Source organism: Vibrio sp. 970 (assembly GCF_033339075.1).
In genome coordinates this window covers 42,341-57,857 of the sequence record NZ_JAWOTW010000005.1, presented here as the reverse complement: position 1 = coordinate 57,857, position 15,517 = coordinate 42,341, and the positions used below count along the sequence as shown (strand labels likewise).

At 45.7% G+C, this 15,517-nt stretch carries 10 protein-coding genes and 1 tRNA gene; 3 read left to right on the top strand and 8 right to left on the bottom strand.

The window, feature by feature from the left end:
• Positions 1 to 2,400: a phosphoenolpyruvate--protein phosphotransferase gene (gene ptsP / locus R7Q11_RS09045; RefSeq protein WP_225466386.1), complete on the top strand. Its 2,400-nt coding sequence runs from the start codon at positions 1 to 3 to the stop codon at positions 2,398 to 2,400.
• 80 nt (positions 2,401 to 2,480) lie between these two features.
• On the opposite strand, the gene dhaR is transcribed toward ptsP, so the two are convergent.
• The 5 genes from dhaR to R7Q11_RS09020 form a co-directional block, all read right to left on the bottom strand.
• Positions 2,481 to 4,406: a dihydroxyacetone kinase operon transcriptional regulator DhaR gene (gene dhaR / locus R7Q11_RS09040; protein WP_054576652.1), complete on the bottom strand. Its 1,926-nt coding sequence runs from the start codon at positions 4,404 to 4,406 to the stop codon at positions 2,481 to 2,483.
• Between the two features lie 145 nt (positions 4,407 to 4,551).
• Complete coding sequence (locus tag R7Q11_RS09035; protein WP_005379708.1) at positions 4,552 to 5,082, bottom strand: MltR family transcriptional regulator; 531 nt, start codon at positions 5,080 to 5,082, stop codon at positions 4,552 to 4,554.
• A gap of 86 nt (positions 5,083 to 5,168) precedes the next feature.
• Positions 5,169 to 6,317, bottom strand: coding sequence for a mannitol-1-phosphate 5-dehydrogenase (locus tag R7Q11_RS09030; protein ID WP_225466385.1), 1,149 nt, complete (start codon positions 6,315 to 6,317; stop codon positions 5,169 to 5,171).
• A gap of 111 nt (positions 6,318 to 6,428) precedes the next feature.
• On the bottom strand, positions 6,429 to 8,381 hold the full coding sequence (locus tag R7Q11_RS09025) for a PTS mannitol transporter subunit IICBA (protein ID WP_225466384.1): 1,953 nt from the start codon (positions 8,379 to 8,381) through the stop codon (positions 6,429 to 6,431).
• Between the two features lie 595 nt (positions 8,382 to 8,976).
• Positions 8,977 to 10,740 carry a lysophospholipid acyltransferase family protein gene (locus tag R7Q11_RS09020; protein WP_064368969.1) on the bottom strand — a complete coding sequence of 588 codons (1,764 nt, stop codon included), beginning with the start codon at positions 10,738 to 10,740 and terminating at the stop codon, positions 8,977 to 8,979.
• 232 nt (positions 10,741 to 10,972) lie between these two features.
• Here R7Q11_RS09020 and R7Q11_RS09015 point away from each other — a divergent pair, with 232 nt between their 5' ends.
• Positions 10,973 to 11,692: an SIMPL domain-containing protein gene (locus tag R7Q11_RS09015; RefSeq protein WP_225466383.1), complete on the top strand. Its 720-nt coding sequence runs from the start codon at positions 10,973 to 10,975 to the stop codon at positions 11,690 to 11,692.
• Positions 11,693 to 11,915: 223 nt separating this feature from the next.
• Positions 11,916 to 12,191, top strand: a complete 276-nt coding sequence (locus tag R7Q11_RS09010) for a hypothetical protein (RefSeq protein ID WP_005379716.1) — start codon at positions 11,916 to 11,918, stop codon at positions 12,189 to 12,191.
• 95 nt (positions 12,192 to 12,286) lie between these two features.
• On the opposite strand, the gene R7Q11_RS09005 is transcribed toward R7Q11_RS09010, so the two are convergent.
• The 3 genes from R7Q11_RS09005 to rpoD form a co-directional block, all read right to left on the bottom strand.
• Positions 12,287 to 13,090 carry a MetQ/NlpA family ABC transporter substrate-binding protein gene (locus R7Q11_RS09005; protein ID WP_017633488.1) on the bottom strand — a complete coding sequence of 268 codons (804 nt, stop codon included), beginning with the start codon at positions 13,088 to 13,090 and terminating at the stop codon, positions 12,287 to 12,289.
• Positions 13,091 to 13,353: 263 nt separating this feature from the next.
• Positions 13,354 to 13,429, bottom strand: a tRNA-Ile gene (locus R7Q11_RS09000).
• 155 nt (positions 13,430 to 13,584) lie between these two features.
• Positions 13,585 to 15,447 (bottom strand): RNA polymerase sigma factor RpoD, encoded by a 1,863-nt coding sequence (gene rpoD, locus R7Q11_RS08995; protein WP_225466382.1) that lies wholly within the window; start codon positions 15,445 to 15,447, stop codon positions 13,585 to 13,587.
• Positions 15,448 to 15,517: the final 70 nt, after the last annotated feature.

Below are 15,517 nucleotides of genomic sequence, written 5' to 3'. Positions count from 1 at the left end.
ATGGTGGGAATTGTAGTTGTATCTCATAGTCGTCGACTTGCCGAAGGGGTGGCAGAACTTGCCACCCAAATGACGCAAGGCAAAGCCAAGCTTGCGATTGCTGCTGGGATTGATGATCCAGAGAACCCGATCGGAACCGATGCCATTGCCGTGATGGAAGCGATTGAGCAGGCACAAGATCAACAAGGGGTTGTTGTGTTGATGGATCTTGGCAGCGCGTTGCTTAGCACGGAAATGGCTCTGGATCTGATTGATGATCATGTGAGGGAAAATGTCACCCTTATCTCGGCACCTATTGTTGAAGGAACCATGGCGGCGTCGGTGGCTGCCGCCGCCGGACTGCCTTTATCGACGGTAGTCGAAGAGGCACAGAATGCGTTAAGCGTAAAACAAGAGCACCTTGGTGATCAGCCACTAACATCCGCTGAGATAGCGCCAGTATCAGAGAACTTTGAGCAAGAACGGACATTTGATTGGGTGGTGCAAAATCCGCATGGATTACATGCTCGTCCCGCTGCGGCCATTGTTGGTGCACTCGCGCCTTTTGACTGCCAATTATGGTTGAAAAAAGGCGAGCGCCGTGTGAACGCGAAAAGCTTAAACAGCATTGCGAAACTTGGCGTTCGTAGTCAAGAGACGATCACGCTGTGCGCACTCGGCTCTCAATCCAGTGAAGCAATCAAGGCATTTGAAGCCTTAGCTTATGAGCACTTCGGAGAAAAAGAGGCGGTTGAGCAAGGCATTGTCGAACCTGAAGAAAGCTCGGATACTCTGCTCGATGGCATGGCCTCAAGTCAGATTGAAGGTGCTGTTGTTGGTATTCGAGTCAATGACGGTATCGCTACTGCTCCTGCTGTCCTTTTTACTCATGAAATGCCAGCTGTGCCTGAACGTGATTTCCAAAGTGAACAAGATGAAATTGAACGGGTTAAGCGTGCGATAGGCGTGGTTGTTCAACATTTGCAGGAGCAAGCGAAGCAGCCGAAAGGGGAAATATTTGCTGCTCATAGCATGATGCTCAGTGACCCAGAATTATGGGCATCGGTCGAGTCGCGAATTCAAACGGGCATGATAGCCGAGCAAGCTTGGGTAGAATCACTGCAAAGGTTGGCCGAAGAATTTCGCCAGGCAGAAAGTCAGTACATGCGGGAACGCGAAGCAGATGTCCATGATATCGCACGCCAAGTTATGGTCGAAATGACAGGCGTAACGCCTAATGCCATCGACATTCAGGAACCGAGTATTTTGTTGGGCCGCGACCTGATGCCTTCTGATGTGGCTGGGCTTGATAAATCGAAAGTGCTTGGTATCTGTTTGAGTGAGGGAGGGAAAACCTCTCACAGTGCGATTCTTGCTCGTGCGATGGGTATTCCTGCCATCGTTAAAGCTCAGGGCTGCCTTGATGCTGTGCGTGCTGGTCAAGTGGTGACTATTGATGGCTTCCGAGGGCATTTATGGTTCTCTCCTTCAGATGCCGTACAGCAGGAATTAGAAGCTCAGCAAATTGAGTGGCAAAACTCCCGACAGAGTGCACTAGCGAGTGCTCAGCAAGTCGCAGTCACCTGTGATCGTGTCCATATTCCAGTATTCGCCAATATTGGTGGACCGAAAGATATTGATGATGCACTAACATCAGGAGCTGAGGGCGTTGGTCTATTCCGGACTGAGTTTCTATTTCAAAACAGTGATGAGTTGCCGACTGAGGAAGCGCAATACCAAGTGTATCGTGATATTGCTGCCGCACTTGGTGATAAGCCACTTACGATTCGTAGTCTAGATGTTGGCGGTGATAAGCCTTTAGCCGCTTATCCTATGCCAGCAGAAGATAATCCATTTTTAGGTTTGAGAGGGGTGCGGTTGTGCCTTCAACATGAGTCATTGTTTACCGCTCAACTTCGAGCCATTCTGAGAGCCTTTCACGAGCAACCGAATATTCAATTGATGATACCGATGGTGGCTCAGGTTGAAGAAGTGAGAAAAGTAAAAGCGCTGTTGGCGCATCAAGCAAACCAACTCGGCTTGGATGCGACTCATTTGCCCGTTGGTATTATGATTGAGGTGCCAGCCGCGGTATTAAATGCTGATGCGTTAGCCCAAGAAGTCGACTTTTTCTCTATCGGCACCAATGATTTGACTCAATATGTTATGGCCGCCGATCGAGGTAACGCTGCTGTTGCTGAATTGGTGAACTACTTTGAACCATCGGTACTAAAAGCCATTGAGCTCACGTGTGCAGCAGGCGATCGCGCGGGCATACCGGTTAGTATGTGTGGTGAGATGGCTGGCGATCCAAATGCCACAGAAACATTGCTTCGCGTGGGGTTGCGAAAATTCAGCGCCAGTTCGAGTCTGCTACCGGGACTAAAAGCGCAGATTCGTCAGTTGTCTGTTGATGTTTAATCGACATCTTGTCGTTAGTACATCTATACCGGCGTGCTTACGCCGGTCTTACTTTTGTTATAGGAACGCCACTTCTTGGCTTAATACAGCTTCATTTGCTCCTGCAGCCCAAACTTATTAATTTTTCTCCATAAGGTCGTGCGGCCAATTTGCAATGCTTTCGCCATATCATGCATTTTGCCATCACACTGATTCCAAGCCTGAACGATAGCTCTTCTCTCGGCTTCTTCTAACGTGATTACTGGCGTATTTTCTGCGGTATGGCGAGAATTCAGTTTAATGTCTTCAGGAATATCGTTCAGCTTGATTAAGTTGGAACTGCGGTTCAGCAAAATTCGCTCAGTTCGGTTTCTTAATTCAGAGTTGTTGCCTGACCAACGAAAATTCATCAACGCTTCCAGTGCGACTGGCTCTATCGAGATCGTCACATTGTGGCGGCGTTCATAATGGCTGATAAGCTGCTGGACGAGAAATTCAATGTCTTCTTTACGCTTTCGTAGTGGCGGAATATGCAGCTCGTTCGAGGAGATTTCATAATAAAGTTGCCGACCAAATGAGCGCTGAGTGACATACTCGCTGATCTCTGAAGCGGTGCTCGTAATAAGTTGAAAGTCTACGGGGATCAATCGCAAACTGTCGCTGCGGCTGACGAGCCCAGTTTTTAACAACTTAAGTAACACGGCTTGTAAATCGGGCGACAGATATTCCACCTTCTCTAAAAAGAGCGTACCGCCATGGGCGAGTTCAAACTTAGAAGGCATGCCTTGCCCTTCGTCGTAGCCTAGGGTTTCTTTGACCAGTTGCTCTGTATTGATGGAGCGGCAGTTGAGCGTAATGAACGGCCCTTCTTTGTAAGTGCTTTCGTTATGGATCGCCATGGCGAGAGTGGCTTTTCCTACACCTTCTTCACCTGTAATTAGAATCGGTGATTTGGACTTTATGGCCCGTTTTGCAACGGTAATGACATGCTTCATTTTTCGTGAAATGACAGGCAAAGTGCTGAACGTATAGCGCGCACTGCCACCTATTTGTTGTTGAGCAAGTTCGCGAATTTTATCGATAGGGTGCAAGAACAATAAGTGTGTGCCGTCGTTGAGTGGACGCAAGGTGATGATCGCCTCAACAAACTCGCCACGAACCTCTACCGTTGTGAGTTTTCGGTTGATGCTTGCACCCGACTCAATACTATTGAGGACATTTGGCGGGAAGCGTAAAACAGCAAAGACTTCTTTATCCAAGACCTGACTGGCTTCAATGTTTAACAAACGCTCGGACTGGTGATTTACCATGGTTATACGGCTTTCTTCATCCCAGGCCAGAAGGCCGTCATCCATGCATTCTAACGTTGCGTTGTGCGCACAAGTAAGGCGGTTCATGTTTTCTTGTTCCGACTGAATGTGGATTTGCAAACTGACTTCTTTCGCGCTCGACGCGATGATGACTAAGTCTTCTTTCTTATAGCTTTCCGTTTTTTTGAAAAGGCATGTTGTACCGCGTAATTTGCCAAATTGGTCGAAAACAGGCGCCGCTACAGAGGCATAAGAGTGCAAGTGGCGATTGAAATGTTCTGCAGCAAAAACTTCACATGGGATGTGAGTGTTGATACAGAGATTGACTGCATTTGTGCCAATTTTCCCTTCAGACAGAAAGCAGCCTTGTTTAATACCGAGTGCTTGCATCTCTTGTCGCATAGAGTCGTGCCCGACGGTGGAGAGAATACAGCCGTTGCCATCAGTCACCATCAATAGCAGGTCTTCGTCTCCTAGCATATCGTAAGTGTCTTCAAGTACGGTAGTGGCGCATTCGATGAGGTGCTCGTTGCGTTTCATCAGAGATGAGAAGGTAAAACCAGAGGCAATATGTGGTTTTGACCAGGTATAAGGGCTGCATTGCTTTATGCAACGCTCCCACGACTCGAGGACGGGAGTGCGGGAAAATTCTGGAGATACCCAGTGGTGTTTCTGGAAAAACTCCCACTTAGTTTTAGTGTCTTCGATTGAAAGCATGCGATCCCGTTTCAATACTAGCGATAGATTGGTCTGATGTTACAGAGACATCGGAATATGGACTGTGATGGCTTTCACGCACGTTGTATAGAAGAATGTGCAAAAAGAGGGGCGAGTTGAGGAGGCTTCCGTGCCAGTTTTTCGATTAAAAAGGGCTGTCTTTGCCGAGCTCATTGCAAATCTCGACAATGGCAAGTGAGAGCCCTGACTTAATGATTTGTTGTTGACGTTGCAGTTGTAGCTGATAAAACTCAAGGTCGATGTCGTCATCTGGTTCGCTGACTTCCAGTTGCACCATGCCCATTTTCTTCACCAAGTGCAGTTTCTTAATTGGTTCTAGAATATTCGGGTCAGTGAATTCGTAATCTGAAGCGTCACTATTGAGTTGGTTTTTGAGTTTGATGATGTCTTCGATGTCGTGGTAGATGTCATCGGGGAGCACTCCCAAGCCAAACAATAACTTCAAACGAACAGACAGATCGCCCAGCGGTCCAGAGTCTTGTAGCAGCGGACCGACAACCGATTGAACAGCGAAGTTATCTTTACGAAAGATTCTTTGCACCAACCCGTCGATCGAATCGTTAAAAACGTCGACTGCTGCAATGAAAAAGCCTCGTACCGATGGTGCGCTGTTTAATCGCTCAATGATCTCGGTTTCGTTGATGTTATCTGCCATATACTGAATACATTTCTAATTATTAGCTATCCCAACTCTTCAAGCAGAGAAGGACATAGAAGGGGAGCCGAGCTCCCCTAGGTAAATCAAAGTTGGTTGTAAAGTGTCTCGATTTGAGCCACTTCATCGCTGTCTTCTGCAAGACCTGTGTATGTCGCTAGCGTCTTCTTCATACCCACTTCTTTTAATGAGTTTTGTAGCTCTACGGCTTGTGGGTCAGTGTCGTTAGTGTACTTCAACGCAGCGGCAATGCCTTTCAAAAGTGTTTGATTTTCAGTGCCATACTCAATTGTACCGAGTAAAGGCTTCACTAATCTATCGTTTGCACCCAATTTTCGAATTGGTTGACGACCTACGCGGTCCACCTCATCCACTAAGTATGGGTTGGCAAAGCGTCCTAAAATCTTCTCGATGTAGGCGTTGTGCATGTCACGGTCGAAGCCGTAACGTTTGATCAGCACTTCACCACTTTCTTGCATCGCCTGTTTTACTTCAGCGTGAATGCTTGGGTCTTCAATTGCTTCACGAATGGTACGATGGCCTTTCAAGCAACCTAGGTAAGCGGTAATGCAGTGGCCTGTATTGAGAGTGAATAGCTTGCGTTCTACGAATGCCATTAGGTTGTTGGTTCTTTCCATGCCAGCTATGTCAGGGATTTCGCCCTTGAATTGCTGCTCATCCACAATCCATTCGCTAAAACTCTCTACAGTGACTTCTAGTGGGTCATCGTTCGCCGCTTCTGCTGGTGGTACGATGCGGTCCACTGCGGAGTCGACGAAGCCAACTAGCTCGTCTGCTTTCGCGTGTAATGATTCATCCAAATGTTTGTACACTTCACCTTTTAGGTGAGTCGTGCCACGAACCATGTTTTCGCACGCGATGATGTTCAATGGTTTATCGTTACCTGCTGCAAAGCGTTTAGCAATGCCGGTAGCGATGGTTTTTGCAATGATGTCCAGTACGTTAGGGCCAACCGCTGTTGTGACCAAGTCGGTTTTTACAATGCGGTCGATGACATCTTCACTGGCTGAGTTTACCGCGGTGACGTGAGTTACTGTGTCGATTTGGCACTCAGTACCGACCACTTTTACTTTGTATTCTTGCTTGTGACTCAGTTGGTCGACGAGTGGAGCGTCAACGTCTGCAAATGTGACCTCGACTTCTGCATCTGCTAAGAGTTTTCCGATGAAGCCACGACCAATGTTACCTGCGCCAAAATGAACTGCGTTTTTCATAATTCTTACCTACCAATGTCTAAAATGTTGACTTACGAAACTAGGGGGAGGCCAACCGCATAGGGGGTGACAGCTGACCTCATTTGCCTCAGGAGCAAATTAAAGGGGTAATTAAGCCGCTTGTTGACCGCCAAGGATGTTTAGAATCTCTTCCACATCGTTGGTGCTGGTTAGCTTCTCAATTGCCTCCGGCTCATCGAGCGCGTTCGTAATGGTGGTAATCACCTGGATGTGCTCATCGTTCTTAGCGGCAATGCCGATAACCAGTTTCGCTACATCATCGTCGTCTTCAGTAAATTGGATACCCGATGGGTATTGGCAGATTACAATGCCGGTTTTCTTCACGCGGTCTTTCGCTTCTACCGTGCCGTGAGGCACTGCGATAGATTCGCCTAGGTAAGTAGAAACCAATGCTTCACGCTCAAACATCGCGTCTACGTATTCTGGTTCTGCGTAGCCAAGTTCGACCAACTTGTTGCCCGCGAAGCGAATCGCTTCTTCTTTGTTGGCAGCTTTCAAACCTAGGTGAATGTTCTCACGCTGGATTTGGAACACCGACGTTTGCTGTGGCTCGAAGTTGTCGTCGTTTGCTGCCACGAGCGACACTTTTACCATTTGGTCGTCATTGGCTGCGGATTGGTTTTGTGCGGCTAGTAGTTTGGTGACTAGCTGGTTGTACATTTCGCTGTCTAGGAAGTTAGTCAATGAAATGTGGTGTGCGTTTGGAGCATGCTTACGTGCACGATCCGTTAAGTCTTTATGAGTAATCACGATATCTGCACTCTCTGGTAAGCTGTTAATGGCAAGGTTGGTTACGTGGATGTTCAGACCTGCGTCTTGAACCTTTTTGCGTAGCATGCTCGCGCCCATTGCACTCGAGCCCATGCCCGCATCACAAGCGACAATGATGCTTTGTACTGTCGCTAGGTCTACGTCACCTTTGCTTTGGCTGTTTACCACCGCATCGTTTTTAGATGCAGATTTCATGTCTTTCATTTGTGATGTTGCTTTCTCTAGTGCTGCTTCATCACCGTCTTCTTCTGTTGACGTTTGAGTCTTCATTAGCAGTGCTGCTACGGCGAATGACACGCCTGTTGCTGCTGCGATAGACGCTAGAACACCAACGATTGAGCCTTTCTGAGTCATCAACAAGATTGCAAAGATTGAACCTGGTGATGCCGGAGAAACGATACCTGCGTTAAAGATAGTTAGAACGAATACGCCAGTCATACCACCTGCGATAGCCGCAAGGATTAGGCGAGGGTTCATTAGGATGTATGGGAAGTAAATCTCGTGGATACCGCCGAAGAAGTGGATGATTGATGCACCACCTGCAGTTTGACGAGCCGTACCTTTACCAAACACCATGTAAGCTAGCAGGATACCTAGACCAGGACCTGGGTTTGCTTCGATTAGGAAGAAGATCGACTGACCTGTTTCAGACGCTTGCTGGATACCCAGTGGAGAGAAAATACCGTGGTTGATCGCATTGTTTAGGAAAAGGATCTTCGCAGGTTCAACGAAGATTGAAGTCAGTGGTAGTAGGTGAGCAGAAACTAGGAAGTTAACGCCAGCCGCCAAGCCACCAGAAAGAATTTTTACGAATGGACCGATAAAGATGAAAGCAAGGATCGCACACAGCATGCCGATGATGCCCGCAGAGAAGTTGTTAACCAACATCTCGAAGCCACTTTTTACTTTACCATCGATGTAGTTATCGAATTTCTTGATAGCCCAGCCGCCCATTGGGCCGACCATCATTGCACCCATAAACATTGGGATGTCTGTGCCGACAATCACACCCATTGTTGTGATTGCACCGACTACCGCACCACGATCGCCACCAACTAATTTACCACCGGTGTAACCGATAAGTAGTGGCAGCAAGTAGGTAATCATTGGGCCAACCATAGAGGCTAACGTTTCGTTTGGTAGCCATCCAGTTGGGATAAATAGAGCAGTGATAAAGCCCCACGCGATAAACGCGCCGATGTTTGGCATTACCATGTTTGACAGAAAACGACCAAAATTTTGTATCTTGATCTTGGCATCTGGTGATATCATAACAATTCCCCGTTCGATGTTCTGATGTATCTTGTTGTAGTAAACGGTTCGCCAAAACCGTTTGTTTGATTGCTTAGTACCCAATCAATTTACCACACATTTTCCAATTGGAACTGACAACGGGTTTTTTGTGATCTACGCCCGCATTTCTTAGGCTGAGAAACGGTTTTTAAGTGACCAAGTTCAACTTATTAACTTGTAACTTAATAACAAAAAGCAACTTTCAAACCTGTCAATAAAAATCTTAGTGATCAATCCGATCTTCTGACAAATTTAAAATAAAAATACTTTGTGACTTTGATCACTTTTGATTTTTTTTGAAATTCGAATTAAATGCTTGTGATGATCAATATCACGTTTTGTGTTGAGTTGTGGTGGATTTAAAGTGTGACTTGGATCTGTTTTTGTTTTTTGTGAAAGTTTGTGACGGAATTGGTGAGATAAATGCTATCTAGATCTTTCGATAGATTGTATCTATAAGAGTCTTTTCGGCGCACTTCACGGAGCACGCCTAATTAGTTGATGAAAGGGTAAATAAAGAGAGTCGCCACACGGTTCTTCTTGTGATTCCCAACTCTCTACTTAATCACTGTTCTTAATCATCGTTGCTATTAGTATGATAGACGAGGTAGTCATGAGCTTGCTCGCGTCCCATATACCTTGCCAACGTCTTTTCTTGAACATCGCGCAAATCCACCATAATCAATCCATCTAGAGCGTTATTGAATGCAGGGTCGACGTTGAAGCATACCAGCTTGCCATTGAGGCTTAAGTACTGACGCAGCAAAACGGGCACTCCTTTCCCTTCATCGATTCTGGCAATGACACGTGACAATAGCTGTAAATCACCCAGAGCAGTGAGCATGCTGGTGTTCCAGTCACGGTGGTGCTCAGGAAGTGGGTTAGAAGGTGTGACGTACTCTGCGCAATTGTTGTCGTAGTGGTGCAGTGTCATTGATTGAGCCAGTAATTGACGTGCAGTATCGCTATAATCGTTGCTAATGCTTACCGGACCAAATAGGTGAGTGTAATCTGGGTTTTGATGAACGAACGTTGCGATGCCTTTCCACAGTAGCAGTAGCGCGCTCATGCTCTTTTGATATTGCTGTGCAATCACAGAGCGCCCCATCTCAATGGATTTACCCATTTGGTCGATAAAGCGTTGGTCATAGTTAAACAACGTTCGTGAATACAGACCTGCTACGCCGCGCTTTTCAATCAGTTGATCAACCAGACCTAAACGATACGCGCCCACCAAGCATTGGTTCTCTCTGTCCCACACAAACAGATGCAGGTAATCATGATCGAAATGGTCAATGTCTATTGCTAGTCCAGTCCCTTCGCCAACTTGTCGGAAATTGAGCTCACGTAGGCGACCAATTTCATGCAGTAGGGAAGGGATACTCTGCGACTCCGTGCAGTAAACATCGAACTCACCACTTGTTAGCAGCTTGGACTCTTTTGGTAAGTTGTTCAGCTCTTCAAGCAATTCGCCTACGGGTAACCCTGCCGCTATTGGAGAGAGCAGTTCTGATGAAGAAGAAGGCTTAACTGATTGGGTTTCACGATTGAGCAAGTAAGTGTTGAGCCGCAAATAGTTCACCACTTGATCATCGTTAAGTGTGTTGATCTCTTTGAATTTAATCGCTTGGCCAAAAGACAAGTTGATGGTTTGTGCATGTTTGTTCAGTAGCTCCCGCCCGAGCATTAGGGTACGCAAAAGTGGATGGATTTTCCCTGCCATATAGAAGCGTTTCGAGTTCTGACCACTGATGAATACTGGAACTGTCGTTGCTTTGTTTTTGCGGATCAGGCTACTTACGCTTCGACTCCACGCTTTGTCTTCCAAGCGTTGCTGTTTGGCATCGACTAACTGGGAAACCTCACCGGCAGGAAAGACAAGCAATAAGCCGCCACTTGCGAGGTGTTTATTAGCCGCTCTGAGGGCCTTCATATTCGATTTGACGGCGTCTCTGCCTTCAAACACATCGACACCAATGAAGAGCTGATCTAACTCTGGTACGGTTTTCAGGTATTGATTGGCTAGAATTTGGATATCGTCTCGTACCATCAACAAGAGTTCGGCCAAGATGACGCCTTCCACACAACCAAGCGGGTGGTTCGCCACAATGACGGTAGCTCCTTGTTTAGGTACTGAGTCGAGTGAACCATGAGCAATGCGATAATCGATACCTAAGATATCCAGCGTGAAGCGGAGAAAAGTTTTGGTATCGGCATTAACGGGGCGTTGGGCGTAGAACTTATCGAGTTGGTTTAAACCGGTTGCCCATTCAGCAACGTTTTCACCAATGCCAAACGGCGTTTTACGAGGGAGACGAAAAGGGGTTGAACTATCCATATTTACCTCAGCGTACAAGTTGCTGATTGGATAGTAGAAATTACAGATGACAGTTAAGAGGCAAAAGCATGAGCCTTTGGTGACAAACCAATGAAGCTTTATTGACTAAAGAAAACGGTATATCACTGTGCTATGAATCAAAACTCGCGTTATGTCTCCCTCTTAAAATAATAGATAGGCTATCTTATCTAGAACAAAGATTAAGCTAAGTTGATATTTATCAGGGGAAATAATGGAACGAGTTTCCAATAAAGCAGCACTTTGGATTGGGCTAAGTTTGATACTTGGTCTTGGCATCCTTGGCTATTTTATGCAGCAGACGGCGGTGAAATACCGAGCCTATGAAAGAGTCGTGACAGTAAAAGGTTTGTCGGAGCGTGAGTATCCTGCTGATACGGTGATTTGGCCGATTCAATTTACTCTAGCGAGTAATGATATGGGGGTCATGTTTGATGAAATTGACCAGCAAACCCGTTTGATTTTGGACTTTCTAAGTGCCAAAGGGCTTCCTGAAACCAGCGTTTCCCTCTCTTCCCCAGCGGTCATTGACAGAAAAGCACAGCAATATGGGAGCGAGCAAGACATTGAGTATCGTTATTTGGCCTCGCGAACCGTTACGGTTTACAGCCAGAGTGTTGATGTTGTTCGAGCGGCAATCAATGAAATAGGTGAGTTAGGAAAACAAGGCGTTTTGCTTAACCAAGATCCTTATGCAAATCGTGTTGAGTACAGCTTTACTAAGCTGAATGATGTGAAGCCAGACATGATCGAAGAAGCGACTAAGAATGCGCGTGAAGTGGCTGAGAAATTTGCGAAAGACTCACAAAGTTCACTGGGTAAGATCAAACGTGCAACTCAAGGGCAGTTCTCGATTTATGACCGAGACAGCAACACGCCTTACATTAAGAAAGTACGAGTGGTATCGACGGTTCAATATTACTTATCTGATTAAAGTTGCGCTCATATAGTCAATAGTTGGTCGTTCCATCACCTTCTATTTGTAGAGGTATCTATGCTCTGTGATAGGGAAATCAGTCTTCGATGACGCTATATACAAGTACTTTTTTATAAAACTAAGTTCTTAACAGTGATGAGGTGAGTTTGATAATAATCAAGCTCACTTGTTTCTTATGAGCGTAAGTTAGTATGACTTATTGCTAGAAGGAATTAGTATCATGGCATACAAGCACTTTGTTAGAGAACTACTGGGTTTAGCGATTGTTGTCTCTGTCGTCTTTGGCGTATTAGGCGTGATGTTAGAGCTCTTCGCACTGACGGCACTTTGGGAGCATCAGCAAACGATAGCCGATGTTTTCTTCCATGAATCTCTCTACTTCATCGTATTTTTAATCCCACCATACTTCCTCTGGAAGTTGATTAACCGTCCTGAATTGGTTTCTGCTGACCAAGCTTATTTGGCAATGAAGTTAGAGGCTGAAAGTCGACAATGAGTCGATTTAGTGAGTAATGAAAAGAAGAGGCTATGAGAAAACATTAGCCTCTTTTCTATCTGATTCGTGGGGCAAAGTATTCGCTGCTTTATTGATTAAAAAGCTGCTTCGATTGTGCCTTTGAAAGTGCGATCGAGATAATCACGAATCGCTTGAGATTGATAAATAGAAACGAACTTTTTATACGCTTCATTATTTTTGTCTGCGTCACGAGTGGCGATGACCATGACTGCTAATGGGGCGTCTTTTGCTTCAAGATAGATACTTTGTTTCTTCGGATCTAAACCAGAAGACATTACGTAGTTCATTGTAATCGCAGCCGCGTCCACATCATCTAATGTTCTTGGTAGCTGAGCGGCATCTACCTCGACAAATTCAAATGATTTTGCGTTTTTTGTGATATCAGTTAGGGCGGCTTTATGGCCAACACCCTGTTTCAGCTCAATTAAACCTGCATCGGCGAGTAGCAACAGACCACGACCACCGTTGGTAGGGTCATTTGGAAGCGCTATACGTGCATTGTTTGGAAGCTCTTGCAGTGAGCGATACTTATTGGAATAAAGCCCCATACGCATAAGAATGGACTGACCAATTGATACTAATTGGGCGTTATGGCTACTGTTGAAGTTGTCTAAAAATGGCTGGTGCTGATAGCTATTAATATCGATGCTACCATCGCTAAGAGCGGCATTAGGTGTCACGTAGTCAGAAAACTCAATGACTTCGACATTCAAACCTTGCTTCGCTGCCTCCTTCGCTACCGCCTCGACTACTTGTGCATGTGGTCCAACTGTCGCGCCCACTTTAATGACAGAGTCATCTTTTTCTCCACAAGCGCTTAAGCCGACTACTGCCGTGAGAATCAAAGCTAGTTTCTTTAAGTGACCAATACTTTTCATTGTAGCTCCATTTTTTTGTTTTAGACGTCTATACGTTTGTATGTCCATCCTATCAGAAGTTGTCTGAGGGTCAATGGTTTAAATCACGAGCGGACATTTTGTTTCATTGCTACATATAGAAAGCCAGATAATAGTTAAAGAAAAGGGGAAGAGGAAAAGCTATTACGAGGTTAATGACGAGTTACCGCAACCGAAACTGTACCCAAAGATATAAGATACAAAAAAAGCGTAGTAGGTATTAACCTGCTACGCCTTTCGGAATATGGTGGCCCCTCGCAGACTTGAACTGCGGACCAATCGATTATGAGTCGACTGCTCTAACCACTGAGCTAAGGGGCCTTAATAGGACAACGATTATAGGGGAAGCGTTGCAAGGTGTCTAGATACCAACTAGGGCAATTGCGCTTAGTTTTTATCCACTTAGAACAGTAGATAATAAAAAAGGTGACCTAAAGTCACCTTTTTTGATTTCTAAAAGCTTGTATGCGCTGCGATTATTCGTCTAGGAAGCTGCGCAGAGTCTCTGAGCGGCTTGGGTGGCGAAGTTTACGTAGTGCTTTTGCTTCGATCTGACGGATACGCTCACGAGTAACGTCGAACTGCTTACCAACTTCTTCTAGAGTATGGTCAGTGTTCATGTCAATACCAAAACGCATACGAAGTACTTTCGCTTCACGTGGCGTTAGACCTGCAAGCACGTCTTTTGTTGCCACCTTAAGGCTAGTTGCAGTTGCAGAATCTAGCGGAAGTTCTAGCGTTGTATCTTCGATAAAATCACCTAGATGCGAATCTTCGTCGTCACCGATTGGTGTCTCCATTGAGATAGGCTCTTTAGCGATTTTTAGAACTTTACGAATCTTGTCTTCTGGCATTTGCATGCGCTCTGCCAGTTCTTCCGGTAGTGGCTCGCGACCCATCTCTTGCAACATTTGACGAGAAATACGGTTTAGCTTGTTGATCGTTTCGATCATGTGTACCGGGATACGAATCGTACGTGCTTGGTCCGCGATTGAACGAGTGATTGCCTGACGGATCCACCACGTTGCGTAAGTCGAGAACTTGTAACCACGACGATATTCGAACTTATCTACCGCTTTCATCAGACCGATGTTACCTTCTTGGATCAGATCCAAGAACTGTAGGCCACGGTTGGTGTATTTCTTCGCGATAGAAATTACAAGACGCAAGTTCGCTTCAACCATCTCTTTCTTCGCACGGCGAGCTTTTGCTTCACCGATAGACATACGACGGCTGATGTCTTTAATGTTCTGTACGTTTAGAGAAGTCTCTTCTTCAATCATTTTTAGTTTAGCGATTGAACGACGGATTTCTTCTTCGTTACGTTTGATCTTTTCAGCGTATGGCTTGTCTGAAGCAAGAACTTCATCCAGCCAAGCTTCACTTGATTCATTACCAGTGAACAGCGCGATGAATGATTTCTTCGGCATTTTGCCGTATTCAACCACAGACTTCATGATCAGACGCTCTTGAGTACGAACGCGATCCATAGCAGTACGCAGTTCATTCACTAGGTGATCAAACTGTTTAGGCGTTAGACGAAACTCGCGGAATACGTCTAGCATCATTTCATTAGCAACGGTTGCTTTCGGGCTGTTATAGCCGTACTCGTTGATTGCTAATTGAAGATTTTGATAGGTGCTGCGTAGTTGGTTGAATTTCTCTAGCGCTAATTCAGGATCGATACCTACATCTTCTTCAGAATCATCTGCATCGTCATCGCTATCTTCGTCGTCATCAACGTCTTCATCGTCTTCTTCTTCTAACTGAGATTCAGTCAGTTCAGAACCGATGTGTGTTGCCGTTGGTGCAGCGGTGTCGTCAGCATCTGGATCTACAAAACCTGAAATTAGGTCTGTAAGACGTAGTTCTTCAGCTTGAACTTTGTCAAATTGCTCAAGAATGTACGGAATTGTGCCTGGGTATTCAGCAACAGACGATTGAACTTGGTTAATACCTTCTTCAATACGTTTTGCGATGTCGATTTCGCCTTCGCGAGTTAGAAGTTCGACAGTACCCATCTCACGCATGTACATACGTACTGGGTCTGTTGTACGACCAATCTCACTCTCTACGCTAGAAAGTGCAGCGGCTGCAGCTTCGGCTGCATCTTCATCGGTAATATTTGTGTCATCGTTCAGTGCTAAATCATCAGCATCAGGAGCAGTTTCTACTACCTTAATGCCCATGTCGTTGATCATCTGAATGATGTCTTCTACCTGTTCTGAATCTACGATTTCAGCAGGTAGGTGGTCATTTACTTCGGCGTAGGTCAGATAGCCTTGTTCCTTGCCTTTAATAACAAGTGACTTTAGCTGTGACTGCGGATTGTGATCCATAGACGGTATCCAACTTCGTAATCTGGTGAAGGAATCAGTATGCGAAATGCAAACCACTTACTATAACAAA

Bases quoted from the DNA above. Each gene is read 5' to 3' on its own strand.
- ptsP (WP_225466386.1), top strand. From the start codon at position 1: ATGGTGGGAATTGTAGTTGTATCTCATAGTCGTCGACTTGCCGAAGGG.
- dhaR (WP_054576652.1), bottom strand. From the start codon at position 4,406: ATGCTTTCAATCGAAGACACTAAAACTAAGTGGGAGTTTTTCCAGAAA.
- R7Q11_RS09035 (WP_005379708.1), bottom strand. From the start codon at position 5,082: ATGGCAGATAACATCAACGAAACCGAGATCATTGAGCGATTAAACAGC.
- R7Q11_RS09030 (WP_225466385.1), bottom strand. From the start codon at position 6,317: ATGAAAAACGCAGTTCATTTTGGCGCAGGTAACATTGGTCGTGGCTTC.
- R7Q11_RS09025 (WP_225466384.1), bottom strand. From the start codon at position 8,381: ATGATATCACCAGATGCCAAGATCAAGATACAAAATTTTGGTCGTTTT.
- R7Q11_RS09020 (WP_064368969.1), bottom strand. From the start codon at position 10,740: ATGGATAGTTCAACCCCTTTTCGTCTCCCTCGTAAAACGCCGTTTGGC.
- R7Q11_RS09015 (WP_225466383.1), top strand. From the start codon at position 10,973: ATGGAACGAGTTTCCAATAAAGCAGCACTTTGGATTGGGCTAAGTTTG.
- R7Q11_RS09010 (WP_005379716.1), top strand. From the start codon at position 11,916: ATGGCATACAAGCACTTTGTTAGAGAACTACTGGGTTTAGCGATTGTT.
- R7Q11_RS09005 (WP_017633488.1), bottom strand. From the start codon at position 13,090: ATGAAAAGTATTGGTCACTTAAAGAAACTAGCTTTGATTCTCACGGCA.
- rpoD (WP_225466382.1), bottom strand. From the start codon at position 15,447: ATGGATCACAATCCGCAGTCACAGCTAAAGTCACTTGTTATTAAAGGC.